Origin of the sequence: Actinoplanes rectilineatus (assembly GCF_000962825.1) — a bacterium.
Lineage (GTDB): Bacteria > Actinomycetota > Actinomycetes > Mycobacteriales > Micromonosporaceae > Actinoplanes > Actinoplanes rectilineatus.
In genome coordinates, this window is record NZ_JZKF01000025.1 from 80133 (window position 1) to 104024 (window position 23892).

Genomic DNA, 23892 nt, shown 5'->3' on the forward strand with positions numbered 1-23892 from the left:
ACCCGGGCCGACCTCACAGGCTCTGGTCAGCGTAGTCTCGGCTCGATAGGTAGACACGGGAACTAGGGGTGGAAGTGGACCGTCAGCAGGAGTTCGTGCTTCGCACGCTCGAGGAGCGCGACATCCGTTTTGTCCGCCTTTGGTTCACCGATGTGCTGGGTACGCTGAAGAGCGTCTCGGTCGCCCCGGCCGAACTCGAGTCCGCGTTCGAGGAGGGCATCGGGATCGACGGCTCGGCGATCGAAGGATTCGCCCGGGTCTACGAGTCGGACATGGTCGCCATGCCCGACCCGACCACCTTCCAGGTCTTCCCGTTCGAGGGCGGGGTCAGCGGCGAGAGCGCCCGGATGTTCTGCGACATCCTGCTCCCCGACGGCAGCGCCGCCTGGGCCGACCCGCGCCACGTGCTGCGCCGCGCCCTGGCCAAGGCCGCCGAGAAGGGCTTCACCTTCTACACCCACCCCGAGGTCGAGTTCTTCCTGATCCAGGACGGCGCGAACGACGGTTCGGTGCCGGTCCCGGTCGACACCGGCGGCTACTTCGACCACACCACCCACGCGGTGGCCCGCGACTTCCGCCGCCAGGCCGTGCTCTCCCTGGAGCGGATCGGCATCTCGGTCGAGTTCAGCCACCACGAGGTCGCGCCCGGCCAGCAGGAGATCGACCTGCGGTATGCGGACGCCCTCACCACCGCCGACAACATCATGACGTTCCGGCATGTGGTCAAGGAGGTGGCCGTCACCCAGGGTGTCCGGGCGACCTTCATGCCGAAGCCGTACACCGACCAGCCCGGTTCCGGCATGCACACCCACCTGTCGCTGATGGAGGGCGAACGCAACGCCTTCTACGACAGCGAGGACCCGCAGAAGCTGTCCAAGACGGCGCGGGCGTTCATCGCCGGCCTGCTGGTGCACGCGCGGGAGTACACCGCGATCACGAACCAGTGGGTCAACTCGTACAAGCGGCTGTTCCCGCTGCAGCTGCCGGACCGGATCACCGAGTCGCCGGCGTTCGTCAGCTGGGGCCACCTCAACCGGTCCGCCCTGGTCCGGGTCCCCGCCTTCGGCAAGCCTAGCTCGGCGCGCGTCGAGGTCCGCTCGATCGACTCGGCGGCGAACCCCTACCTGGCCTTCGCGGTCATGCTCGGTGCCGGTCTCAAGGGCATCGAGGAGGGCTACGAGCTGCCGCCGGGCGCCGAGGACGACGTGTGGTCGCTGTCGCCGGCCGAGCGTAAGGCCGCCGGTTACGAGGCGCTCCCGGAGAACCTGTCCGAGGCGATCGACGTGATGGCCAAGTCCGAGCTGGTCGCCGAGGTGCTCGGCGAGCACGTCTTCGACTTCTTCCTGCGTAACAAGCGGGCCGAGTGGGAGCAGTTCCGCCGCGAGGTCACGCCGTACGAGCGTCAGCGTTACCTCGGCGCGCTCTGAGCGCAGCTCGAACCCACAGCTCGACCGGAGGCCGGGGCGGACGACCGCCCCGGCCTCCGTCTCGTTCAGCGCCGGCGGTCCGCCGTGCTGTGGTCCTGCGCCTGTGTTCCGTCACGGTGGTGCTTCTCCTCCACCTCGGGTAGCCCGGGATACGCCAGACGGCGGCGATCCGGGGATCGCCGCCGTCCGACTGGTTCGGCTGCCTGCGCAGGGTGGGGGCAACCCCGTTGTCAGCCGACCTTACAAGGCATCCGGTGGACCGCCCGTTCCCCAGATCCAGTCCACCGGATGCCGGCTCTCACCGGTGAGGCTCCTGGTCGCCCATGACCTGCCTCACCTCTCCCTCGACCCGCGGTCCGTCCGCACGCCGTCGCCGGCCGACGGGGTGCGGTGTCCGTTCCGGGCGGCGAATCCGGCGGGGATCCGTCCGTTCCGGGCGGCGAACCCGGTGGTGTCCTGCCCGTTCCGGGCGGCGAACCCGAGGGTGTCCCGTCCGTTCCGGGAGTCGCCGGTCCGCGGATCGCCGTCGCGGGGATGCCCCTCCGAGGGCCGGTCGCTCGACGGTCGGCCGCCGCCGGGACCGTGGCCGGCGGGATCGCTGGTGCGGGGAGCCGCGGACCGGGTGGCATCGGGTGTGCCGTCCCGGCGGAGGTCACCGCAGAAGCGGCCGACCTCGTCCCGCTCGCCGGCCCGGTCGACCAACTCGCCGTAGTACCCGGCGTCGAGCGCCCGATCCCGCTCCTGCTCGTCCTGCCCGGTGAACTCGGTGCAGAGCTGCGCCAGCCGCTGCGGTGTGGCGGTGGCCGACGGTCCCGGCGTCGCGCTCGCCGTCCCGAGGCCCGCCGTTTCCGGACCCGTCGCTTTCTGGCCCGCAGCCTCCCGCTTCGCCTCCTGACCTGCCTCCCGGCCTGCCGACGCCAGGTCGGAGACGGGGGACGAGGCCGGCGGTGCCGCGGAGAACGTGCCGGTGCCGGCCGCCAGGGCCACCCCACCGATCGTCGCCGTCGTCGCGAACGCCGCCGCGGCCACCTTGAGACTCAGCAGCCGTGTCAGAATCGTCGACCGGCGGCGGATCCGCGCGTCGCCGGGGGCGTGGCCCGCTGCCCGGAACGCGGCCACCGCGGCGTCCTCCCCGGCCAGCTCGTGCGGCCGGCCCGGAGCCTGCGCCGCCCGGAGCACCTGGGCCAGACCGTCCGGCAGCGCGGACAGATCGCCCCGCAGGGCGCCCTCCGCCGTCTCCCGGTCCATCGGTCTCCCGCCCTCGGTCGTCCTGTCACGTGCGGCGCCCGGCCGGTGACGGGGGACGCGCTCGCTGGTCATCTCATCTCCTTCAGCGCCGCCGTTGCCGCCGGTGTCACCGGCGCCGTCCAGGTCGCGGATCGGCGCTGCTCAGGAGGCTTGGGATCGCGGGCGGTCAGGCGCTGGGCGAGCTGTCGCAACCCGCGGTACGCCGCGGTGCGGACCGCTCCGGCCCGCCGTCCGAGGATCAGCCCGGTGCTCTTCGCGTCCAGCCCGGCGACCACGCGCAGCATCACCGCCTCGGCCATCTCCGGCGGCAGGGTGGCGATCAGGGCCACCGCCTCGTCGGTGGTGACCAGCTCCAGGGCGCGTTCGGCGGTGTCGTCGCCGGCCCGCAGACCGTCCAGGCCCTCGACCGGTGCGCCGGTCTGCGGACGGCGGCGCTGGGCCCGGAGCAGGTCCATCGCCCGGTGCCGGGCGATCGTTGCGGTCCAGCCCCGGAAACCGTCGCCGTCGCCCGCGAACGAGCGCAGGTCGCGGGCGATCTGCAGCCACGCCTCGGAGGCGACGTCCTCCGCGTCGTCGCCCACCAGGACCCGCAGATATCGCAGCAGCACCGGCTGCTGCAATCGGTAGAGCTGCCGGAACGCGTCCTCGTCGCCGGTCTGCGCCGCGCGTACCACAGCGCCGAGGTCCTCCGGTGCCACCATCACACGACCTCCGCGCCTCTCGCCGATCGCGCCCCCGAGGATGCGGGCACCCGTAGGTACAGCGACACCCGGCCCGAAAACGTCACAGGCTATCGTCCGAACCCCGGGCTAGATCGGCTCCGATACCGTCGTCGGGGAGAACACGCGACAAGGGAGAAGCCGTGCTGCAAGATCTGCTTGAGGGCGCTGGGCGCAGTATCGCGTTCGGCATCGTGGGCATCGGACTGATGGCGGTCGGCTACGTGCTGATCGACCTGCTCACGCCGGGCAAGCTGCGGGACCTGATCTGGGCCGAGCGCAACCCGAACGCCTCGCTGTTGCTGGCGGCCAACCAGTTGGGCATCGCGCTGATCGTCTTCACCGCGATCTTCACGTCGTACGAGTCGTTCGCCCAGGGCCTGGCGTCGACGGTGCTGTTCGGCCTGGTCGGCATCGGCATCATGGGCCTGGCGTTCCTGGTCCTGGACTGGATGACCCCGGGCAAGTTGGGCGAGGTCATCTGCACCCCGGAGCGGCACGGCGGCGCCCTGGTCAGTGCGGCGTCGCACTTCGGCGCGGCGCTGATCGTCTGCGCCTGCATCTCCTAGATCGACGACGGTCGACGGTGGTCGACGACGCTCGAGGATGGTCGACGACGGTCGAGGGTGGTCGAGGACGAGAAGCGGCGACGAACTACTTTGACGCGGAGTGGCAAGATCAACTTTATGAATCTGGACGAGATCCGCCTGGAGCCGGTCACCGAGGCCAACTGGCGCGAGTGCGCCGCCCTGACCGTGCATCCTGAGCAGAAGCAGTTCGTCGCGGACGTCACCTACTACCTCTGCATGTGCAACTACGGCGATCTGTGGAAGCCGTACGCCGTGACCCGCGACGGCAAGGTGGTGGCCTTCGCGATCTGGGCCGTCGACGACGACGCCAGCCGCTGGATCGGCGGCGTGGTGGTGGACGCCGAGCACCAGCGCCAGGGCATCGGCCGCGAACTGGTCCGCCAGCTGCGGGACCGGCTGATCGCCGTACCCGGCACGCCGAACGTGGCCCTGAGCTATCAGCCGGAGAACACCGCGGCCCGTGACCTGTACCTGAGCCTCGGTTTCGTGGAGACCGGCGAGACCGACGGTGACGAGGTGGTCGCCCGCTGGACACCGGGCGACTAGCCTCGAGACGTGAGTGGCGCATTAGTCATCGAGAACGACCCCAGTGACGATCTTCGCCGACTGGGCGACTGGCTGACCGAAGCGGGCCTGGACCTCACCGTCCTGCGCCCGCACGCCGGCGACCCGCTGCCGGAGACCCTCGACGGGTTCTCCGCGCTGGTGGTGCTGGGCGGCGGGCAGAACGCCTACCCGGACCCCGGCGGCGAGCCGGGCGCGCCCTGGTTCCCCGCGCTGGAGGGCCTGCTGCGCAAGGCGGTCCGCCACCGGGTGCCGACCCTCGGGGTCTGCCTCGGCGGGCAGATCCTGGCCCACGCGCACGGCGGCCTGGTGGAGCGCAGCACCGCCGGCCCGGAGATCGGTCCCGGGCTGGTCGCCAAGCGGGACGCCGCCGACACGGATCCGCTGTTCAAGTGGGTGCCGCTGCTGCCGGACGTGCTGCAGTGGCACCACGACGAGATCACCGAGCTGCCGGCGAACGCGACGTTGCTCGCCGCTTCCAGCCGCTACCCGCATCAGGCGTTCCGGATCGGTGACCGGGCGTGGGGCGTGCAGTTCCACATCGAGTGCGACGCGGCGATGATCGAGGACTGGAGCCGCAGCGACGCGGCGACGCTCGCCGAACTCGGCATCGACCCCGAGGTGCTGGTGGCGGCGACGTCGGCGGTCCTCGCCGACGTCGAGGAGGTCTGGCAGCCGTTCGCCGTCCGGTTCGCCGCGCTGGCCCTCGGCACCCTGCCGGACGCCGACATCCCCCAGCAGAGCACCGGCCGGACCCTGCCTCTGCTGGGGCACTGATGACCCGGCCGACCCGGCTCGCCCGGTACGGGTTCGCCGACAACGGGGCCAGCGCCACCGACCTGCTCGGCGACGAGGGCCTGCGGATGTGGGATCCGCGGATGCAGGGCCCGGTCGACGAGCGGGCCGCCGAACTGCTGGACGGGCTCTCCCGGTCGGCCGATCCGAACCTGTCGCTGCGCCAGCTGCACCGGCTCGTCGACGCGGTCGGCCGGGCCGCCGAGCGGGGCAACGGCGGCCGGATCGTCGGCCCCGGCGGCGCGCTGACGGTGAACGCGGCGACCGACGAGTTCTTCGTCGAGCTGCACCGCGACCACGGTCTGCGGCGCCGGCTGCTGGCGGTGCTCGGCGCGTCGTCCACGCTCGGCGACAACCTGGTGGCCAATCCGGACGAGTGGCGGACACTGTCGACCGGGCGCAGCGGTCTGCCGCCGGACGCCGAGGGCCGGCTGGTGTTCGACCCGGAGACGGGCGTGCCGGGCCTGCGGGCCGCCTACCGGCTGGCGCTGCTGCGGATCGCGGCCGCGGACCTGACCGGCGGGCGGGGACTCGAGCCGACCATGGCGGCGCTGTCGCGGCTGGCGGACGAGACGCTCGCGGCCGCGTACACGATCGCGGTCCTGGGTCTGAAGGGTGTGGCCGAGCCGCGGCTGGCGGTCGTGGCGATGGGTAAGTGCGGCGGCAACGAGCTGAACTACGTCTCCGACGTGGACGTGATCTTCGTGGTGGCCGGAGACGAGGATCTGAGTGCGGGCACCACGATCGCCGCCCGGCTGATCGAGATCTGCGGTCAGGTGGCCTGGCCGGTCGACGCGGCGCTGCGCCCCGAGGGCAGTCGCGGCCCGCTGGTCCGGACCCTGGCCAGCCATCAGGCGTACTACCGGCGCTGGGCCCGGACGTGGGAGTTCCAGGCGCTGTTGAAGGCCCGGCCGGCCGCCGGTGACCTGGCGCTGGCGAGTGAGTGGATCGCCGACCTGGCGCCCCTGGTGTGGCATGCCGCGGAACGCCCGGAGGCGGTCGCCGACGTCCGTGACATGCGCCGGCGGATCATCGACAACGTGCCGGCCAAGGAGGTCGACCGGGAGATCAAACGCGGTCCCGGTGGTCTGCGCGACATCGAGTTCGCGGTGCAGCTGCTGCAGCTCGTGCACGGCCGGGTCGACGAGACGCTGCGCGCCCCGGGCACCCTCCCGGCGCTGCGTGCGCTGGTTGCGGGCGGTTACGTCGGCCGCCAGGACGGCGAGACCCTGCTGCGGGGTTACCGTTTCCTGCGCGGCGTCGAGCACCGGCTGCAGCTTCAGCAGCTCAAACGGACCCACACCGTGCCGGACGACCCGGCCGGTCTGCGCTGGCTCGCGGCGGCCCTCGGCTACACCGCGCTGCCCGGTCGCGACGCGGTCGAGGCGTTCCGCTCGGACTGGGTGGGGCACGCCGCCAACGTCCGGCGCCTGCACGTCAAGCTGCTCTACCAGCCGCTGCTCGAGGCGGTGGCCCGGGTGCCCGCCGAGTCGCTGCGGATGACCCCGGAGTCGGCCCGCAAGCGCCTGGAGATCCTCGGTTTCGCCGACCCGGCCGGAGCGCTGCGGCACCTGGAGGCGCTGACCGGCGGTGTCACCCGGACCGCGGCGATCCAGCGCACCCTGCTGCCGATGCTGCTCGAGGACTTCGCCGACGCCCCCGAACCGGATCGCGGCCTGCTCAACTACCGGCACGTCTCGGACAAGCTCGGCAGCACCCCGTGGTACCTGCGGCTGCTGCGCGACGGCGGACCGGTGGCCCGCCGCATGGCCCGGGTGATCGGCCTGTCGAGGTACGCGTCCGACCTGCTCACCCGCGACCCGGAGGCGCTGCGGCTGCTCGCCGAGGACGCCGAGTTGCAGCCCCGCCCCCGGCAGGCGCTGCTCGACGGGTTCGCGGCCGCCGGCGACCGGCACCCCGATCCGGTGAAGGCGATCGCCGCGGTCCGTGCCCTGCGCCGGCGGGAGTTGTTCCGGATCGCCTGCGCCGACATCCTGCGGGAGGGCGGTGACCTGGCCCCGGATCGTCCGCTGGACGTCGACGGGGTCGGCATGGCCCTCTCCGACATCACCGATGCGACCCTGGGCGCGGCGCTGGGCATCGCCCGTCGCGGCCGGCCCGGTCCGGCGGGCCTGCGGTTCGCCGTCATCGGGATGGGCCGCCTCGGCGGGTACGAGATGAGCTACCCCTCCGACGCCGATGTGCTCTTCGTCCACGAGCCGCCGCCCGGTTGTCCCGAGGGGGAGGCCAGCGCCGCCGCCCACGCGATCGCCGAGGAGTTGCGCCGCCTGCTCAACGCACCCGCCCCCGACCCGGCCCTCGGTGTCGACGCCGACCTGCGACCGGAGGGCCGGCAGGGTCCGCTGGTCCGCAGCCTGCAGGCCTACCAGCAGTACTACGCCCGGTGGTCGCGGGTGTGGGAGGCGCAGGCGCTGCTGCGGGCCCGGTTCGTCGCTGGTGACGCCGAGCTGGGCCGCCGGTTCGAGGCCCTCGCCGACGGCATGCGCTATCCGGAGGGCGGCCTCACCCGCGAGCAGGTGATCGAGATCCGCCGGATCAAGGCCCGGGTGGAGACCGAGCGGATGCCCCGGGGCGCCGACCCGAACACGCACACCAAACTGGGCCGCGGCGGTCTGGCCGATGTGGAGTGGGCGGTCCAGCTGCTCCAGTTGCGGTACGCCCACGAGCAGCCCGAACTGCGCAGGACCCGCACTCTGGAGGCGCTGGACCACGAGTGCCGGACCGGTCTGGTCGGCGCCGCCGACGCGGAGGCGATGGCGGCCGGCTGGACCCTGGCCGCCCAGGTCCGTAACGCGCTCACCCTGGTCCGCGGGCGTCCGACCGATCAGCTGCCCCGGCACGGGGTCGAGCTGGCGGGCGCGGTGCTCCTGCTGGGCGGCGGCGATCCGGGTGAGTTCGTGGACCGGTACCTGCGGCTGACCCGGCGGTCCCGCGCGGCGATGGAACGGGTCCTCGACTCTTGAAAGCCCCAGGTCCTAGCAGGGTTGGGACGTGCCCTTGCCGCGGACGATCCGGTACGCCCCGTCCGTGCCGCTGACCACGTAGGTGATCTGCCACACCGTGCAGGTCTCGTCCAGCCGTCCGTCCGGGCCGTCTCCGGGCTCCTGTTCGCTGCGGAACCGGACGTCCGCCGTGGTGGTGCCGTCGCCGGCGGTGGACAGGGCGTGCAGCACCACCCGGGAGTCGCGGGCGCTGCCGGTGCCCTCGGCGAACGCCGCCATCTGGTCGGTGTCGCCGGGGTCGACCGCGCCGTCCGGGTCGAGTACCCGCCCCACCGCGACGTAGTCCTTGTTGTTGATCCCGGTGAAGTAGGTGTGGAACATCGCCGCGACCGCGGGTGCCCGCTTGTCGGTGACGGTGCGGTCCACGGTGACCAGGGCGGACGCCGAGGGCGTGACGGTGGCCCCGGTGATCGGCGAGAGGCTGACCGGGATGTTCTCCAGGATCGGCTTCCCGGTCACCGGCGGCGGTGGCGCCGTACTCGGCCCGGTGGAGGTGCCGATCAGGCGCGGGCCGCCGATCACCCCCGCGGTGATCAACGCGCCGCCGAGCACGGCCAGTGGCAGCGCGGGCATCAGCCGGGACCGCCGACGGCGCCGGGGTGCCGGGGCGCCGGGGTCGGCGGCCTCCGGGATCCAGGTCACGCCACTCTGATCAGCTTCGGTCTGCGTCATGCGGCTCGGGCCGGCGTGCCGGGGCGCGGCGTTGCGTGGTGCCGGTGGTGTGCCGGACCGGAATCCGGGTGCCGGCGCGGGCCGGGACCGCGGCGGTATCGGGTCCCGGGGGCGGTCTCTCGGCTGCCAGGGCAGCGGCTGGTCCCCGTTGTCCGGCTGCCACGGCTGGCCGCACACCGCACATCGCTCCGGCGTATCGGCGTTGTCCTCGCCGCAGTTGACGCAGTTCCACACGAGGATCCAGTGAATCGGTTGTCCCGGCCGTCCGTATCGTCCGCTTCGGGCAACGATTCTGCTGATCAACCGACCCGGGTGACGGCTTATCGTCCGGTTTACGGCCGGTCCTCATTCGATCGGATGACGCCGGGCTTGCGCGGCGGGCGCGGTCAGGTCTGTGGTGTGGCGGCGGCGATCACCCGGGTCAGGGCGGCGTGCACCGATCGCAGGTCCTCGACGGGCATGCCGAGGCGTGCCACCACGGCCGGGGGGATCCGCTCGGCGTCGGCCCGCAGCGCGCGACCACTGTCGGTCAGCGTGATGGCGAGGCTGCGCTCGTCGGCCGGATCCCGCCGGCGGCGCAGGTAGCCGATCGCCTCCAGCCGTTTCAGTAGCGGGGAGAGGGTGCCCGGGTCGAGTTGCAGCAGCTCGCTGAGGCGGCGCACGGAGAGCGGGGCATGTTGCCAGAGGGCGAGCATGACCAGGTATTGCGGGTGGGTCAGGCCCATCGGCTCCAGCAGCGGGCGGTAGATCGCCACCACACTGCGCGCGGCGACCGACAGGGCGAAACAGACCTGTTGTTCGAGTGCCAGGGGGTCGTCCGGATCACTCACTGGCGTGCCTCCTCATGTCATTGGGTATTCTACCGATAGTTGGTGCACCAACGATTGGCCCACCAAGTTTCTGAGGAGTCGCGCCGTGTCCAGGTTCTCGGACTGGTTCCACCGCACGTTCGACGACTGGTTCTTCCGCTCCATGATCGGCCCGGCGCAGACCAAGGGCGCTGTCCAGGGTTGCGACGAGTTCGCCCGCGAGCAGTGGAAACGCGACCTGGAGAACCGGAAGCGCTTCACCCGCGAACAACGCGAACGCAAGCGTGCGGAGCGCGAGGCCAGGCGGTCCTGATTTTCTGGTACGCGTCGACGGGAGTCCCGGCCTGGCACTGGCCGCGACCTGCGTTCCGGCGCAAGCGACTGCCGCGACCGCCGGGTCGTCCGGGTCAGAACAGGCTGCTGGTCACGGTGTAACGGCCCGGAGCCGGGACCCGGACCGTCGTCCACTCGCCGTCCGCGGTGACCGACGCGCCCCCGGAGGCGGTGAACCAGCGGTGGTGGCGGATGCGCAGGGACACCGGTCCGGCGGCCGGGGCGTCGAAGGTCAGCGTGGCGGCGTCCTGCGACACCAGGGTGGCCGGGGCGGCGACGATCGGGCGGGCGGACGCCACCTCGTAGAGCTTCCAGTCCGCGTCGGACCAGATCAGCGACAGGTAGGGGAGACCGGCCGTGACCATCGCGGCCTCCGCCCGGCCGGGCCAGGACAGCTCCGCCGACGGAACCGCCACGTACTGGACGGCCTCCTCGTGCAGCCATTCTTCGTAGGACGACGGCGTCAGATCCACCCCGGTCCCCGAAGCCCCCGGGACGACCGTGAAGAACAGCGGGTTGCGGTCGATGTCGGCCTGCCGCAGCCAGCCGCGGGCCAGCGGGACCGGCCCCATCGACGCCGCCTCCCAGTAGGCCCGGGTCGGCGGGATCTCCACCCGCCCGGTCAACGGGCGGGACGCCAGCTGGTCACGCAACGGGCGGAAGTAGGAGTCCGCCACGGTCGGGTTGCCGAGGTCGCGCAGATCGCCGACGACGACCGGCTGCTGCCACCAGATCACCGCTCCGATGAGGACGGCCAGCACCGCGCCGGGCCGGGGCACCAGCCGGTGGGCGAGCGTCGCGTAGGCGGCCAGCACCGGGACGCCGAACATCGCGGCGAGACGGGTCGCGTTCAGGCCGACCGGGGTGTGGATCAGCGCCGCCGCCAGCACCCCGGCCGACGACAGCAGAGCACCGAAGCGGACCGCCCGGATCGGGACGAAGGCGGCCACCACCAGGCCGGTCAGCATGGTCCGGACGGTGTCGGCGCGGCTGATGTTCATCCAGCCGCCGTCGCCGAAGAGCAGCGACGTCACCGCCAGCGGCAGCGCGGCCGGCACCCCCAGCAGCAGCCCGTCACGGTACCGGCCGGTCAGCACGAGGGCCGCTCCGGCGAGACCGGTGAACAGGCCGGCGACCGGGCTCGTCGCGGCGGCCAGGAACGCGGCCGCACCGGCGAGCGGACGCAGGCGTGGCACGGTCAGCAGGACCAGGGCGGCGACCCCCAGACAGATCCCGAGACCGTACGTGACCCGTCCACTCACCAGGTTCCCGGCGAATCCGAGTGTCCCGAGCAGCGCCCCCGCCCACGGCCGGGCCGCCCCGGTGCGCCGGAACAGCACCGCCAGCAGCACCGAGCCCGCGATCATCGCCAGGACGCCGGTCACGCGGACACCGAACAGCGCCATGATCGGCTGGGAGACGAGGCTGTAGCCGAACTGCTCCACCCCCGCGTACCAGCGGAGGTCGACCGGGACGAATCCGTGTGACGCGAAGAACTCGGCCCGTGCCGTCTGGGCCGCGAGGTCGGTGCCCATCGGTGGTAGGAGCAGGAAGACGATGCCGGCCACCGTCGCCAGCAGCGCGGTGATCCATTCCAACCGGTGCCGGGCCCACATCCCGCCGACAGTACCGGTTCACCGGTGGTAGCAGCCTGTCACGGTAGGGTCCTTGCCATGCCCCGTCCGTTCCTCGTCCGATACACGGGGCTTGCAGGCAGTCTGCTGCTCGCGGTGGCCGCCTGGCTCGGTGGCGCGAGCAGTCCGTGGGAACCCACTGTGACTCCGCGCACGATTCTCGCCGGGCAGAACGGTGTCGTCCTGCCGCTGGCGTGGCTGGCCGGGACGGGTCTGCTGGTCGCCGCCTGGGTGCTCGGCCGCCGGCGGGTGCCGTCGGTGCGCTGGGCCTTCGTGACCGCCGCGCTGTGGGCCGTACCCCTGCTGCCCGTCCTCCCGTTGGGCAGCTACGACGTCTACTCGTACGCCTGTCAGGGATGGCAGCAGTCCGCGGGCTTCGACCCGTACTCCGGCGGTGTCGATCTTCTGGGTTGTCCCTGGGCCGACGCCGTCGCACCCACCTGGCGCTCCTCGCCGGCCCCTTACGGACCGGTGTTCCTGGTCCTGGCGGCGGTCGCGGTGAAGCTGGGTGGCTCGCTGACCGGAGCGGTCGTGTTGCTGAGGGTGATCGCGGTGGCCGGTGTCGCGGTGATCGGTTGGTGTCTGCGTGGCGACAAGGAAGCGGTGTTCCTGGTTCTGGCGAGCCCGCTGGTCCTGGTGCACCTGGTCTCCGGCGCGCACAACGAGGCGGTGATGGTCGCCCTGATCATGGCGGGGCTGGCCATGCGAAGAAGCATGCTGATGATGGGCGTGCTGCTCGGCCTGGCGGTCGGGGTCAAGGCCACCGCGATCGTCGTGATCCCGTTCGCCGTGCTGTTCTTCCCCGGACGTTTCCGGCGCGCGGTGACGATGATCGGTGGGGGAGCGACGGCGGCGCTGGTGGCCGTCTCGCTCGGCTCCGGCCTGGGCCTGGGCTGGATCGCCGGGCTGACCGGCAGCGGCGTCTCGGTGCAGTGGACCGCCCCGTCGACCGCGATCGGCATGACCCTGGAGATGATCGGCGTGCCCGGTGCGGTCGCCGTCACCCGGGTTCTCGGCATGGCCGCGCTGGTCGTGGTGCTGCTCCTGCTCTGGGTGCGGGCGCTGCGCAAGGGCGATCCGCTGCTGCACGCCGGACTGGCGCTGGCCGCCACGGTGCTGCTCGCCCCGGTCTTCCACCCTTGGTACGCGATCTGGCCGCTCGCCCTTCTCGCCGCGACCCCGTGGCGCGACACCCTCTGGCTGGTCGCCCCGTGCGCGGTGGCCGGCGTCCTCTGCCTCCCGGACGGGTACAACCTGGCGCTCGCCACCAAGGCGCAGGGTGCGGTCGTGATGACCGCGCTCGCCGGATATCTAGCGTGGAAAGTTCTGCATGAAGCGAAACAGACAGATCGCGACCGTCGTCGTCCTGACGCTGATCACGGTGGGGATCGTCGTCCTCGCCGCGAGGCGTAACGGGTTCTTCGACTCGAAGGTCTACTACGGCGCGATCCAGTACTGGTTCCGCGGCGACGGCGGCATGGTCTACGACTGGCTGCGACCCGGTACGCCGTACGGCTTCACCTATCCGCCGTTCGCCGGACTGGTGATGCTGCCGATGGCGTACCTGCCGTTCTGGCCGGTCGTGGTGCTGGCCTGCCTCGGCACGGTGCTCACCACGGCACTGCTGGTCTGGTGGCTGGCCGGCCCGATGATCCGGGGCCGCGGGTGGACCGTCTGGTACGCGTACGCGATAGCCGTGCTTGTGGCCCTGGCTTTCGAACCGGTCCGCGAGACGTTCACTTTCGGCCAGGTCAACACGCTGCTGCTGGCCGTGGTCGCCTTCGACATGCTCTTCGGCGTGGCCAAGGACAGCCGCTGGGCGGGTGTCGGCATCGGACTCGCCACCGCGATCAAGCTGACTCCCGGCGTCTTCATCCTGTACCTGCTCGTGACGCGCCGGTGGCGGGCGGCGGCGACCTCGATCGGTGCGGCCGCCGCGGCGACCCTGCTGGCCGCGGCGATCTTCCCGAACGAGTCCCGCGAGTTCTGGTTCTCCGCGCTGCGCGACACCAACCGGGTCGGCCAGCTGCACTTCCTGTCCAACCAGTCGGAACGCGGGTTCCTGGCCCGGCTGCCGCTGGACGCCGTCGAGGCGCAGGTGTGGCTGGTCTGCGTGGTCGTCACTCTGGGCTTCTGGGCCTGGCGGGTGGCCCGGTCACCGCAGGACGTGATCGGCGGGCTGGCGCTGACCGGCGTGCTGGGCTGCCTGCTCAGCCCGGTCACCTGGATCCACCACTGCGTGTGGCTGATCCCGGCGCTGATCCGCTGCTTCGAGCACGGTGGACGGCAGCGGACCCTGGCGATCGCGGCCTACCTGCTGATGACGTCCCGGCTGACCTGGCTGTGGGAGAACCGTCCCCGGCCGCCACTGGAGATCCTCGGCGGCAACACCTATGTCTGGTTCAGCCTGGCTCTGCTGATCTGGACACCGCTCGGTACCCGGCGTTCGTCTGACGTCCATGAGACGGACAAGATCACCACGTAGGCAGAGCGCATGTCTCTCCGCCGTACCTCGTCGGCGCTCGTGTCCGTCCTGGCCCTGGCCGCAGTGGGCGCTGTGCCCACCGCGGCGGCCGCGCACGGTCGCGCCGACGGTTTCACCCGACTCTCCACGTTCCCGGCCTATCTGAACTCGTCGATCGGCGACACCGCGGCGGCCGAGATCTCCACGGTCACCGAGGACGGCCGGACGGTCGTCTACACCGACAGCCCCGGCGAGCGTCTCGGCTTCGTCGACATCACGAACCCGTCCAAGCCGCAGCCTGCCGGGACGCTGGCGATGGGCGGTGAGCCGACGTCGGTTGCGCATCTCGGCGGCCTGCTCCTGGCCGCGGTCGCCGACGGACGGCTCGTTGTCGTCTCGGCATCGCGCAAGATCGTCAGGACGATCGACCTGGGCGGCCAGCCCGACTCGGTCGCCGTGGCGCCCAGCGGCCGTTACATCGCCGTCGCCATCGAGAACGAGCGCGACGAGGACGTCAACGGCGGCGCCCTCCCGCAGGGTCCGGCCGGCTACCTGGCCGTGATCGACGCCAAGACGTGGAAGCTCACCAAGGTCGCGCTGACCGGGCTGTCCACGGTCGCGCCGACCGACCCGGAGCCGGAGTACGTCAGCATCAACTCCCGCGACGAGGCCGTCGTCTCGCTGCAGGAGAACAACCACCTGGTGGTGGTCTCCCTCGCGACCGGAAAGATCAAGAAGCACTTCACCGCGGGCGCGGTCACCGTGTCCGGCGTGGACACGGTCGACGACGACCGGATCGCGCTCACCGGCTCGATCACCGCGAAACGCGAGCCGGACGGCGTCACCTGGATCACCGACGAGCTGTTCGCCACCGCCAACGAGGGCGACTACGAGGGCGGCTCCCGCGGCTGGACGATCTTCAACGCGAAGACCGGCGCGGTCGTCTGGGACGCCGGCAACGCCCTGGAGCACATCGCCGTCTCCTACGGGCAGTACCCGGACAAGCGCTCGGACGCCAAGGGCATCGAACCGGAGAACGTGGCGTTCGGTCGCTTCCACGGCGTGCCCTATGTCTTCGTGAACTCCGAGCGCGGCAACTTCACCGCCGTCTACGACGTGTCCAACCCGCGCAAGCCGAAGTTCACCCAGCTCCTGCCGACCACGAACGGTCCCGAGGGCGTCGTCGCGGTGCCGTCCCGTGGGCTGGTCGTCGTCTCCAGCGAGGAGGAGGACGCGTCGATCGGCATCCGCGGCACGGTCCAGGTTTTCGGATTAGGCGCCAATCCGACAAATCAGCTTATCTCGCGGAATGGCATCCCATGGGGTGCGCTTTCCGCGCTCTCCGCCGTGCCCGGCCGCAAGGACCGCCTGGTCAGCGTCACCGACGCCGTCTACACGCCGACCCGTATCCTGGGCCTGACCACCGGCGGCACGATCGACTCGCAGCTGACCGTCACCAAGGACGGCACGCCGATCGGCTACGACGCCGAGGGCATCGTGGCCCGTAAGCAGGGCGGATACTGGCTGGCCGTGGAAGGCTCCGCGAGCACGCCCAACCTGCTGGTCCGGCTCGACGCGAAGGGCCGCGTCCAGGAGGAGATCACCCTCCCCGCCGACGTCGCCGCCACCATCACCACGAACGGCCTGGAGGGCGTCGCCGAATCCGGCACCTCGGTCTGGGTCGCCGTACAGCGCACCCTCAAGGGCGACCCGGCGAACACCGCGCGCATCGGCCGCTACGACACCGTCACCAAGACCTGGTCGTGGCTGCTCTACCCGCTCGACGCCGCACCCACCGGCTGGTCCGGCCTCTCCGAGATCGTCGCCGTCGACGGCAACATGTTCGCCGTGATCGAACGCGACAACCAGCGCGGCCCCCTCGCCGCGATCAAGAAGATCTACACCTTCGACGTGCCGCGCACCTGGTCCGGAACACCGACGGTCACCAAGAAACCGGCCAAGGACCTCCTGCCGATCCTCAAGTCCGGCAACGGCTGGGTCCAGGACAAGGTCGAGGGCCTCGCGATCGCCGGTGACGGCCGCACCTACGCCGTGACCGACAACGACGGCCTCGACGACGCCACCGGCGAAACCGTCTTCATGAACCTCGGCAAACTTCTTTAACCCTTCTCATCGTACGCCGAAAGGGCGCCGGGCGTTCTGTCCGGTGCCCTTTCCTGTGTCTTTCCTATTGGTAATAGTAGTCACGGAAAGTCGCGCCGATTATCTCGCGCGCCTAGATTTTCGGGACTTCTGAACAGGGGTTTCAGGCGATCGAGGGGAGGCTTCTGTGGTGATAGTCCTGTGGGCCTTTCCCGCCGTCGTGGAGTTGGGTGGGGTACTCCTCGTCCATGCCGGGATGCCCGATGTGACGGCCGGCCTTCCGGTCCGCGGGTCCGCCCTCTCGGCTCTCGTCGTGTCGCTGATCGCTGTCACCCTGACCGGCTTGGTTGCCGCCCGGATCGGAGTCCATGGCCGACTGCGCCTGGCCGTCGGGGGCGCGCAGTTCGTCGCCGCCGGACTCACGACGGCTCTCGGCCTCGCGCTGCTGACCAGCGGCGGCGTGCTCGCGGTCTTCACGCTCCTGCTGGCACACGCGGCCCTGTCGATGGCGATGGTCGGCCGTGCGGTTCTGCGCGCTCCCGATGCCCACACCGCAACGAAGGAGCAGGTTCGGTGACCGACGAGATGATGCGACGTCTGAGCCTGTTGCACGCAGAAACAGCCCGGTGGGGCGATCTGGCGGCGACGTTCACCGCGTCGGCACCCCGCCAGGCCGAGGGCAGCGACGAGTCCGGCCGGGTGACGGTGACGCTGGGCGCGAACGGGCTTCCCCGATCGATCCGCGTGCGCAACGACTGGACTCGGTACCTGCGGCCGGACCGTTTGGGCTCGGCGGTGATGGACGCTGCCACCGACGCCCTCCGGCGTGGCATGCAGGACTGGGCGTACGAGCTGGACGACCGCGGATGGCGCGGACGACTACGGGACGTCGAGGACGAGCGATTCCACCGCGAGCCGATCGGGCAGCCGCGGTCCCCGGCCGGCCTTGCCCGGGAACTCGGCGAACTGACCGAGGATGTCATCCGGGCCCTCCAGACGACGCGGTCCGCTGATCAGGAGCAGTCCGCCGAACCGGTGAAGGGAACCGGCGGCGGGGGACACGTTGCCGTGGTCCTGGGCCCAGCGGGGCTGACGGCCTGCACCGTTGACGCCGCGTGGGCCGAACGTAATTCCGGAGACGACATCACCGCGGCCCTGGGCCGGGCTCTTCGTACGGCGGAGGCCGCCGTACCCGCACCACTCACCCGTGGCCCTGACGATCTCCTCGGCACAGCACTCGCCACCCTGCGTACGGTTGCCGACCCGAACTGAGGACAGAGCCATGTCAGACACGCCACCGACCGCGGAGGAAGTCCGCGTTGCCACCGACATCCTCCGTCGTGAGTCCCTGACCTGGGACGACCAGAGCGCCGCATTGGCCGCTCTGAGGGCACGAGTGGACGGGATGGAACTCGGCCGGGTAGAGGCCGGGCTGTTCCAACTCGTGGTTGACCCGTACAACGATGTGATCCGGGCGGTCTCGTCCCGGGCCGGTGAGGGCGCCCGTGCCATGACGGAGATCGGCGACATGCTCGTCAAGGTCGCGGACATCTACCAGGCCGAGGACGAGGCGAACGAGCACTCGCTCCGCGGTATCTATTAGAGGACGGTCATGAGTTTCAGCGTCGCCCAGTTCGAAGCGGTCGTGGCGGAGATCCAGGGCGGTCTCAGCACCTTCTCCGCCGATCTCGACAAGGTCCAGCCGGCCGCCCGGAAAGCGACCGGCCACTGGTACGTCAGTGACAGCGTTGCCGAGGCGGTCCATGCGATCGCCGACAAGTCCGTCGAGGTCGGTAAGGAGATCATCAACTGGATCATCGATCTCCTCAAGGGGACTGTCGCCCCGATTTACATGGCCATCGACGCCTGGAACTGGATGGACATCCGCGGCGAGGCGAACGGTGTCAGCGGCAACCTCACCGACCAGAATCTGTCGATCGACGATTCCGACTGGTCGGGGTCGGCCCGTGACGCCTACGCGACGGTGGTGGCCGCGCAGTCGGCCGCGGCCGCCCGCATCGGTTCGATCGCGATGACCACGTCGGCCAACCTGATCGCCTGTGCGGTTGCCGGGGCGGCGTTCTACGTGTTGCTCGCCGCGGTCCTCCAGAAGCTGATCGCCGCGACCGTCTTCGTCATCGGGGCGCTCGGCAGCATCGCCTTCTCCTGGGTCGGACTGGGAATCATGCTGGAGGAGGCGGCTGTCAACACCGCGGCGATCTGGGCCGGGGTGGGTACCCTGACCGCTTTTCTAGGGGCTCAGGCCACCGCGATGGTCATGCTGCACGGCGAGGCGGTGGACCCGGCGTCCTTCCCGGGCGGATTCTGGCCGGTCTCCAACACCGCCACGTTCAGCGACTCCACGGTCAAGGACGGGGACGCCGACTGGTCGCTGAAGGGCGACTGACCGCCTGCTCAGTAGTAGCGGCGTCGGCCGAGGGCTCGGGCCGTACCCCAGAGAAGTTCGGCCCTGCGGGTGGCGGTGCCGATCGCGGCGGCCGGGTCGCGGGGGAGGCCCGAGCTGATCCACCGGCTGACCGGTTTCGCCAACGGGTTCTCGCGGGTGTCGCCGCCGGGGACGACCACGCCCAGGTAGGGGCGGCGCAGCAGGCGGGGTGCGATGGCCAGGATGCGGCGCAGGTGGCCCTGCTGGGCGACGATCGCCACCGGCCGGCCGTCGCCGAAGTGGCCCTCGTGGTCGGCGCGCAGCAGGTTCGTCACGGTGTCGACCGAGTGCCGCTCCACTCGGATCCGGGTGTCCGGGACGCCCGCCTCGAGCAGCCATGACCGCATCAGATCAGCTTCCGGCACGCCCTGGAAGGTCTCGTCCTGGTGGGTCCAGGGGGCGCCCTTGTCGTCGATCGGTGATTTGTAGCCGGAGCAGACGATCACACCCGGGACCTCCAGGGCCGCGGCGGCCCGGCACCGGTCGGCGCCGCCCGGGGTCAGGCCGGTCGCGTCGGCGTTCCGGCCGTGCCCGGGGACCAGTACGTGGGCGACGTCGGCCGGGGTGAGGCCGGGTGTGCCGGGCAGCACGGTCATACCGTTCATGATCGCCAAGTCTGCCTGATCGGAGGCGGTGACGCGGTCGGAGGCGACGGCCGTCGTCGTCGGCATGCCGGTCGCCCGGATCACGGATTCCGGCGGGCCGGAAGCGGGATCATCTCTGAACGCGGACGGCGGCGGTGACGGTGTCCCTGTCGTCGCCGGGCCGGATCGCGCCGCTGTACAGCAGCCTGATGAGCCGCTTGTCCATGGCCGAATATCCGGTGGGCGCGGGTTCGTATCCGCCGTAGAAGACACTGCCCGGATAGCGGTCGGAGTCGCGGAGCAGGCCCATCCCCTGGGTCAGCTCCTCGCGGATCAGGTGGCAGCGGATCCGTTCGGGGATGCCGGTGGAGCGGATCAGCACGGTCCCCTCGGTGATGGCGTGCGAATCCGACCAGTACACGTAGATGAAGCCGTCGTTGCCCTTGACGTAGTTCTTCTCGATGGATGCGAACTTGGACAGCGGCACGAAGTGCATCTCGAGGTCGGCGGGCTCGTCGACGAGCTTCAGGTCGGTGGTGGCGGTCAGCGCGTTGAAGTCGGCGATCACCGTGTCGAGGCAGTCGCGGGCCGCGGCGGTCGGCTTGCCGTTGACCCGGACGGTGACGACCGGCTGGGTCCACATGGTGGCGACGGAGAACTTGTCGCCGTACTCGCCGCCCAGTGCCACCTCGAAGAAGTACCGCAGAGTCTGCTGGTCGACGCCGGGCTGCGACGGCGACGGCGACGGCGACGGTGAGGCCGAGAACGAGGTGAAGGGCAGCGGCGCTGACGGGGACGCCGCCGGCGCCGACCGGGTGGCGGTCGGCGTGCACCCCGCGACGGTGATCAGCAGCGCCGCGAAGACGACAACAAGCTTGCGGCCCACGGGAACCCCTTCGATGAGAGGGGTCCCAATATAGAGCTCAGAACTGATCGAGCCAGAGGACGATTCCGGTGACGTCGTGCAGGACGGCGGCCACCCCGGCCCGGATCGCGGCCGCGCAGCGTTCCCCGGTGAACGACGCCGGGTCGAACGCGGACGCCGCGCCGAGGCCCTCGCCGCGGAACGAGGCACCGGTCCAGTCGACCGCGGTCACGTTGTGCGTGGGTTCGGCGATCTCCGCGCCGACGATGAGGAACTGCTGGTCGAGATGGTTGGGGCTGACCAGGGCGAGCGGGTCGATCAAATCGTTGCCGGCGCTGACGATCAGGTCGGGGCGCATCTGCATGGCCGCGACGATCGCGTCGACGGGTTTCGTCACGTCGGCGGTGACGGTCTTCAGCGAGACCTCCTCGGCGGCGGCCCAGTCGGTCACCGCGGTGACCAGCGCCCTGGTGGGGGCGTCCTCGCCGGCCGTGAGCAGCACCACCCGGTATCCCTCGGCGGGCCGGACCGACGACCACGATCCCGGGCTGGGCGTGATGACCGCCTCCGGGGTGGGTGGCGTGGCGGGGTCGGTGAAGCCGGCGCCGAGGACACCGGCCGGTGCCGGGACGGGACGTGACCGGGACCAGTCATCGGGGTCGGCGCAGGCGGCGACGGCGACGAGGAAGGCGACGGCGACGACGGTCCGGAGGAGGCGGTGCACGGTCCCCTTCCTACACGTTTTCGGGCCCGGGTCCAGGGCCGGCAGGGAGTTGTCGCCAGCGGTTCGCCGGACATCCGGATCTTGTTAACCCGTGGGGTGCAACGTGCCTTCGCATGTCACCGCACCGCCTGCTCGTCCCGCTGGTCGCCGCCGTCCTGATCGGAATCGGTGCCGGCCCGGCCCTCGCCCACGGCTTCACCTCGACCGTCTACGCGGACGTCTCCGGCGCGGACGACGGTCACGTCCGTACCGAGCTGGAGTTGGAGTACGACCTGTTCGTCGTGTCGGCCGCCGACTACGGCAAGGACGACGGCCTCTTCCAGGAGGGCACCGCGGCGTTCGAGGCCGGCGACGAGCAGGCGCAGGCGGCGGCGCTGGACGCGCACGCCACGGCGGCGGTCGGTTATGTGACCGACCGTTTCACCATCACCGCGGGCGGCGAGGCCTGCGTCCCGGTCCCGGTCGGTGGCTTCCGCATGGGTACGCAGGAGAACGTCCCCTACACGACTCTGACGCTGGACTGGACCTGCCCCGTCGACGGTGGTCACGAGGTGCGGAGCGGGCTGTTCCCGGAGTCGGAGGAGTACGTGCGGGACACCACCACGAAGGTCACCTACGACCTGGCGGGGGAGCGGGGCAGCGCCGTCCTGAACGCCGGGACGCCCGTTCTGACCCTCGGCGGCACTCCTGTGCTCGTCGTCACCGCGGCCGTCATCGTGCTGCTCATCGCGGTGTCCACGATGGTCTTGCTGTTGAGAAGGCGGAGAGCTTCCGGCGTACGCCATCAATGATCTTGATCTGGTTCATGTCCGGTTCATCGAGTACGACGAGCTTGATCTCCGCTTCCGCACCTTTCCCCATGGGAAGCGATTTCTCTCATCTACGGAACGGACACCGATGAGAACGCACCTCACCCGCAACCGGGTGGCCAAGGGCGCCGCGGCGGCGGCCCTCGGGCTGGCGGTGGCCTTCGGCGGACTGGGCGCACCCGCCTACGCCGCCGACCCCGCCACGCTGAGCGCCGTCATCCTCGGCGTCGGTGCCACCGAGACCCAGCGCATCGTGACCTGGTACTCCTCGGCGGACACCACCCAGTCGGTCCAGCTCGCCCCGGCCGCCTCGGTGGTCGGCGGCGAGTTCCCGGCGAGCGCGCAGACGTTCGCGGCCCTCGGGTCGGCGAACATCGCGACCAGCGGCGGATACAACCGGCACGCCACGATCACCGGGCTCGCCGAGCACACCGCGTACTCCTACCGGGTGGGCTCGGAGGGCAACTGGTCGCCGGCGTACACGTTCAAGACGCAGGACTTCGAAGGCGACTACGACTTCCTGTTCTACGGTGACCCCCAGATCGGCGCCTCCGGCAACGTCGCCAAGGACCAGGCCGGCTGGACCGACACCCTGGACGTCTCGCTGGCCGCCAACCCGGACGCCGAACTGCTGGTGTCCGGCGGCGACCAGGTGGAGACCGCCAACACCGAGTCGCAGTGGAACGCCTTCCTGGCGTCCGACAAGCTGCGGCAGTACCCGTGGGTGGCCACCATCGGCAACCACGACGTCGGCGGCAAGGCGTACGAGCAGCACCTGTTCACCCCGAACACGGACCGCTCGGGCGCCTACTACGCCAACGGCACCCCGTCGTCCAACACCTCGGGCGGCAACTACTGGTACATCTACAAGGACACCCTGTTCATCGACCTGAACAGCAACTCCTACGCCACCTCGCAGGGCGGCGGCGGTGACGCGGCGCACGTCAAGTACGTGACCGACACGATCAAGCAGCACGGCGCCGAGGCGAAGTGGACCGTCCTGGTCTACCACCACTCGATCTACTCCGCCGCGGCGCACGCCAAGGACAGCGACAACAAGGTCCGCCGGGTGGACTTCCCGACCACCTTCTCGGAGCTCGGTGTCGACCTGGTGCTGCAGGGCCACGACCACGTCTACACCCGCAGCTACCTGATCAAGAACGGTGCGAAGGCGAACGCGGCCGAGCAGCCGGGCGCCGAAGAGGTGTTCGCCGGTCCCGGTGGCGTCCTGTACGTCACCTCGAACTCGGCCTCCGGCTCGAAGTACTACGACATCACCACCCCGGACAACAGCGGCACCAGCGGCGCGGGCAACGGCGCCGACCCGCTCAAGCCGGAGAACTACTGGTACAACTCGGTCCAGAACCAGGAGCACGTCCGCTCCTACATCAAGGTCGGGGTCCGCAGCGACAAGCTGGTCGTGGAGAACGTCCGGAGTGGCACCTGCGCCGCCCCGAACGCCTCCGTCGAGGGCGGCAGCTGGTGCGACAACACCACCGCCGGCCAGCCGGTCGGGTCGGTCGTCGACAAGGTGACGGTCCGCCCGTACCACGGTGACAGCCAGGACATCCAGGTCGCCGTCCCGACGGCCGCCCCGGGTGAGTTCGGCTGGACCATCGACGGCCACAACGGCCTGGTCGACCTCGGTACCGCGGTCGAGACGGAGGGCGAGTACTTCGCCGCCGCAGGCAAGATCAACCCGATCAAGGTGTCGGACAGCCGCCGTTCCCTCTCGCCGTGGTCGATCTCGGCGAGCGTGGGCGACTTCGTCGACGCCGACAAGAAGTTCTCCGGCTCGTACCTGGGCTGGGGTCCGTACCTCGCCACCGCCGGTGCCGGCGCCAAGGCCGGAACCTCGGTCGCCTCCGGCTACGACGACGACGGCAAGGGCCTCTCGATCTCCCGTGGCCTCGGTTACGCGGAGCAGGGACACGCCCGTGGCTCGGCCGTCCTCGGCGCCGACCTGGATCTGAAGATCCCGGGCGAGGTCGAGAAGGGCAACTACCGCACCACTCTGACGATCACCGCGCTGAGCAGCTGATCGCACCCCGGTGGGCGGGCGCACTCCGCGCCCGCCCACCTT

General features: G+C 70.8%; 23 protein-coding genes. 15 read left to right on the plus strand and 8 right to left on the minus strand.

The window, feature by feature from the left end; translation table 11 throughout:
- Nucleotides 1–74: 74 nt before the first annotated feature.
- Nucleotides 75–1427, plus strand: a complete 1353-nt coding sequence (gene glnA / locus WH85_RS20355) for a type I glutamate--ammonia ligase (protein WP_045743507.1) — start codon at nucleotides 75–77, stop codon at nucleotides 1425–1427.
- A 333-nt stretch (nucleotides 1428–1760) separates the two neighbouring features.
- Here the strand turns inward: glnA and WH85_RS47125 are convergent, their stop codons facing one another.
- On the minus strand, nucleotides 1761–2747 hold the full coding sequence (locus WH85_RS47125; protein WP_157411106.1) for a hypothetical protein: 987 nt from the start codon (nucleotides 2745–2747) through the stop codon (nucleotides 1761–1763).
- The gene (locus tag WH85_RS20365; RefSeq protein WP_045743508.1) at nucleotides 2744–3376 is read right to left on the minus strand and encodes an RNA polymerase sigma factor; all 633 of its coding nucleotides are present in this window, start codon (nucleotides 3374–3376) and stop codon (nucleotides 2744–2746) included. The genes WH85_RS47125 and WH85_RS20365 overlap by 4 nt, the downstream gene beginning before the upstream one ends.
- A 161-nt stretch (nucleotides 3377–3537) precedes the next feature.
- On the opposite strand from WH85_RS20365, the gene WH85_RS20370 reads away from it, so the two are divergent.
- From WH85_RS20370 to WH85_RS20385, 4 genes are all read left to right on the plus strand, one after another.
- Nucleotides 3538–3963 carry a DUF350 domain-containing protein gene (locus WH85_RS20370; protein WP_045743509.1) on the plus strand — a complete coding sequence of 142 codons (426 nt, stop codon included), beginning with the start codon at nucleotides 3538–3540 and terminating at the stop codon, nucleotides 3961–3963.
- A 117-nt stretch (nucleotides 3964–4080) separates the two neighbouring features.
- Nucleotides 4081–4530 (plus strand): GNAT family N-acetyltransferase, encoded by a 450-nt coding sequence (locus tag WH85_RS20375; RefSeq protein WP_045743510.1) that lies wholly within the window; start codon nucleotides 4081–4083, stop codon nucleotides 4528–4530.
- A 9-nt stretch (nucleotides 4531–4539) separates the two neighbouring features.
- Complete coding sequence (locus tag WH85_RS20380) at nucleotides 4540–5325, plus strand: type 1 glutamine amidotransferase (protein WP_045743511.1); 786 nt, start codon at nucleotides 4540–4542, stop codon at nucleotides 5323–5325.
- The gene (locus tag WH85_RS20385) at nucleotides 5325–8327 is read left to right on the plus strand and encodes a bifunctional [glutamine synthetase] adenylyltransferase/[glutamine synthetase]-adenylyl-L-tyrosine phosphorylase (RefSeq protein ID WP_045743512.1); all 3003 of its coding nucleotides are present in this window, start codon (nucleotides 5325–5327) and stop codon (nucleotides 8325–8327) included. The genes WH85_RS20380 and WH85_RS20385 overlap by 1 nt, the downstream gene beginning before the upstream one ends.
- Nucleotides 8328–8339: 12 nt before the next feature.
- Here the strand turns inward: WH85_RS20385 and WH85_RS20390 are convergent, their stop codons facing one another.
- Together WH85_RS20390 and WH85_RS20395 are read right to left on the minus strand one after the other, a co-directional pair.
- Nucleotides 8340–9038: a hypothetical protein gene (locus tag WH85_RS20390; RefSeq protein ID WP_157411107.1), complete on the minus strand. Its 699-nt coding sequence runs from the start codon at nucleotides 9036–9038 to the stop codon at nucleotides 8340–8342.
- 386 nt (nucleotides 9039–9424) lie between these two features.
- Complete coding sequence (locus WH85_RS20395; RefSeq protein ID WP_045743514.1) at nucleotides 9425–9868, minus strand: MarR family winged helix-turn-helix transcriptional regulator; 444 nt, start codon at nucleotides 9866–9868, stop codon at nucleotides 9425–9427.
- A gap of 85 nt (nucleotides 9869–9953) precedes the next feature.
- On the opposite strand from WH85_RS20395, the gene WH85_RS20400 reads away from it, so the two are divergent.
- Nucleotides 9954–10160, plus strand: coding sequence for a hypothetical protein (locus WH85_RS20400; protein ID WP_045743515.1), 207 nt, complete (start codon nucleotides 9954–9956; stop codon nucleotides 10158–10160).
- A gap of 94 nt (nucleotides 10161–10254) precedes the next feature.
- Here the strand turns inward: WH85_RS20400 and WH85_RS20405 are convergent, their stop codons facing one another.
- A complete protein-coding gene (locus tag WH85_RS20405; RefSeq protein ID WP_045743516.1) occupies nucleotides 10255–11796 on the minus strand; it encodes a hypothetical protein in 1542 nt (513 codons plus the stop codon).
- A 57-nt stretch (nucleotides 11797–11853) separates the two neighbouring features.
- On the opposite strand from WH85_RS20405, the gene mptB reads away from it, so the two are divergent.
- The 7 genes from mptB to WH85_RS20440 all read left to right on the plus strand — a co-directional run bounded on the left by mptB (nucleotide 11854) and on the right by WH85_RS20440 (nucleotide 18788).
- Nucleotides 11854–13227 (plus strand): polyprenol phosphomannose-dependent alpha 1,6 mannosyltransferase MptB, encoded by a 1374-nt coding sequence (gene mptB / locus WH85_RS20410; protein ID WP_045743517.1) that lies wholly within the window; start codon nucleotides 11854–11856, stop codon nucleotides 13225–13227.
- A complete protein-coding gene (locus WH85_RS20415) occupies nucleotides 13145–14299 on the plus strand; it encodes a glycosyltransferase 87 family protein (RefSeq protein ID WP_045743518.1) in 1155 nt (384 codons plus the stop codon). Before mptB ends, WH85_RS20415 begins: the two co-directional genes overlap by 83 nt.
- A 9-nt stretch (nucleotides 14300–14308) precedes the next feature.
- Nucleotides 14309–16402, plus strand: coding sequence for an esterase-like activity of phytase family protein (locus WH85_RS20420; protein WP_045743519.1), 2094 nt, complete (start codon nucleotides 14309–14311; stop codon nucleotides 16400–16402).
- Between the two features lie 166 nt (nucleotides 16403–16568).
- Nucleotides 16569–16958: a hypothetical protein gene (locus WH85_RS20425; protein ID WP_157411108.1), complete on the plus strand. Its 390-nt coding sequence runs from the start codon at nucleotides 16569–16571 to the stop codon at nucleotides 16956–16958.
- Nucleotides 16955–17653 carry a hypothetical protein gene (locus WH85_RS20430; RefSeq protein WP_045743521.1) on the plus strand — a complete coding sequence of 233 codons (699 nt, stop codon included), beginning with the start codon at nucleotides 16955–16957 and terminating at the stop codon, nucleotides 17651–17653. Before WH85_RS20425 ends, WH85_RS20430 begins: the two co-directional genes overlap by 4 nt.
- Before the next feature lie 10 nt (nucleotides 17654–17663).
- Complete coding sequence (locus WH85_RS20435) at nucleotides 17664–17984, plus strand: hypothetical protein (protein ID WP_045743522.1); 321 nt, start codon at nucleotides 17664–17666, stop codon at nucleotides 17982–17984.
- Nucleotides 17985–17993: 9 nt separating this feature from the next.
- The gene (locus WH85_RS20440; RefSeq protein ID WP_045743523.1) at nucleotides 17994–18788 is read left to right on the plus strand and encodes a hypothetical protein; all 795 of its coding nucleotides are present in this window, start codon (nucleotides 17994–17996) and stop codon (nucleotides 18786–18788) included.
- 8 nt (nucleotides 18789–18796) lie between these two features.
- On the opposite strand, the gene WH85_RS20445 is transcribed toward WH85_RS20440, so the two are convergent.
- The 3 genes from WH85_RS20445 to WH85_RS20455 are packed head-to-tail and all read right to left on the minus strand — an operon-like array spanning nucleotide 18797 to nucleotide 21000.
- Nucleotides 18797–19498 (minus strand): YdcF family protein, encoded by a 702-nt coding sequence (locus tag WH85_RS20445; RefSeq protein WP_157411109.1) that lies wholly within the window; start codon nucleotides 19496–19498, stop codon nucleotides 18797–18799.
- A gap of 43 nt (nucleotides 19499–19541) precedes the next feature.
- Complete coding sequence (locus tag WH85_RS47130) at nucleotides 19542–20297, minus strand: DUF2927 domain-containing protein (protein WP_052720566.1); 756 nt, start codon at nucleotides 20295–20297, stop codon at nucleotides 19542–19544.
- Nucleotides 20298–20334: 37 nt separating this feature from the next.
- Nucleotides 20335–21000 carry a type 1 periplasmic-binding domain-containing protein gene (locus WH85_RS20455; RefSeq protein WP_045743525.1) on the minus strand — a complete coding sequence of 222 codons (666 nt, stop codon included), beginning with the start codon at nucleotides 20998–21000 and terminating at the stop codon, nucleotides 20335–20337.
- A gap of 113 nt (nucleotides 21001–21113) precedes the next feature.
- On the opposite strand from WH85_RS20455, the gene WH85_RS20460 reads away from it, so the two are divergent.
- On the plus strand, nucleotides 21114–21791 hold the full coding sequence (locus WH85_RS20460; RefSeq protein ID WP_052720567.1) for a hypothetical protein: 678 nt from the start codon (nucleotides 21114–21116) through the stop codon (nucleotides 21789–21791).
- A gap of 106 nt (nucleotides 21792–21897) precedes the next feature.
- Entirely contained in the window at nucleotides 21898–23850 is a 1953-nt protein-coding gene (locus WH85_RS20465; RefSeq protein ID WP_045743526.1) for a purple acid phosphatase family protein, read from the plus strand.
- Nucleotides 23851–23892: the final 42 nt, after the last annotated feature.

What these genes read in the sequence shown, in the direction of transcription:
- WH85_RS47125 (WP_157411106.1), bottom strand. Translation starts at nt 2,747, where the DNA reads ATGACCAGCGAGCGCGTCCCCCGTCACCGGCCGGGCGCCGCACGTGAC.
- WH85_RS20365 (WP_045743508.1), bottom strand. Translation starts at nt 3,376, where the DNA reads ATGGTGGCACCGGAGGACCTCGGCGCTGTGGTACGCGCGGCGCAGACC.
- WH85_RS20375 (WP_045743510.1), top strand. Translation starts at nt 4,081, where the DNA reads ATGAATCTGGACGAGATCCGCCTGGAGCCGGTCACCGAGGCCAACTGG.
- WH85_RS20385 (WP_045743512.1), top strand. Translation starts at nt 5,325, where the DNA reads ATGACCCGGCCGACCCGGCTCGCCCGGTACGGGTTCGCCGACAACGGG.
- WH85_RS20390 (WP_157411107.1), bottom strand. Translation starts at nt 9,038, where the DNA reads ATGACGCAGACCGAAGCTGATCAGAGTGGCGTGACCTGGATCCCGGAG.
- WH85_RS20405 (WP_045743516.1), bottom strand. Translation starts at nt 11,796, where the DNA reads ATGTGGGCCCGGCACCGGTTGGAATGGATCACCGCGCTGCTGGCGACG.
- mptB (WP_045743517.1), top strand. Translation starts at nt 11,854, where the DNA reads ATGCCCCGTCCGTTCCTCGTCCGATACACGGGGCTTGCAGGCAGTCTG.
- WH85_RS20415 (WP_045743518.1), top strand. Translation starts at nt 13,145, where the DNA reads ATGAAGCGAAACAGACAGATCGCGACCGTCGTCGTCCTGACGCTGATC.
- WH85_RS20420 (WP_045743519.1), top strand. Translation starts at nt 14,309, where the DNA reads ATGTCTCTCCGCCGTACCTCGTCGGCGCTCGTGTCCGTCCTGGCCCTG.
- WH85_RS20435 (WP_045743522.1), top strand. Translation starts at nt 17,664, where the DNA reads ATGTCAGACACGCCACCGACCGCGGAGGAAGTCCGCGTTGCCACCGAC.
- WH85_RS20440 (WP_045743523.1), top strand. Translation starts at nt 17,994, where the DNA reads ATGAGTTTCAGCGTCGCCCAGTTCGAAGCGGTCGTGGCGGAGATCCAG.
- WH85_RS20445 (WP_157411109.1), bottom strand. Translation starts at nt 19,498, where the DNA reads ATGCCGACGACGACGGCCGTCGCCTCCGACCGCGTCACCGCCTCCGAT.
- WH85_RS20460 (WP_052720567.1), top strand. Translation starts at nt 21,114, where the DNA reads ATGTCACCGCACCGCCTGCTCGTCCCGCTGGTCGCCGCCGTCCTGATC.
- WH85_RS20465 (WP_045743526.1), top strand. Translation starts at nt 21,898, where the DNA reads ATGAGAACGCACCTCACCCGCAACCGGGTGGCCAAGGGCGCCGCGGCG.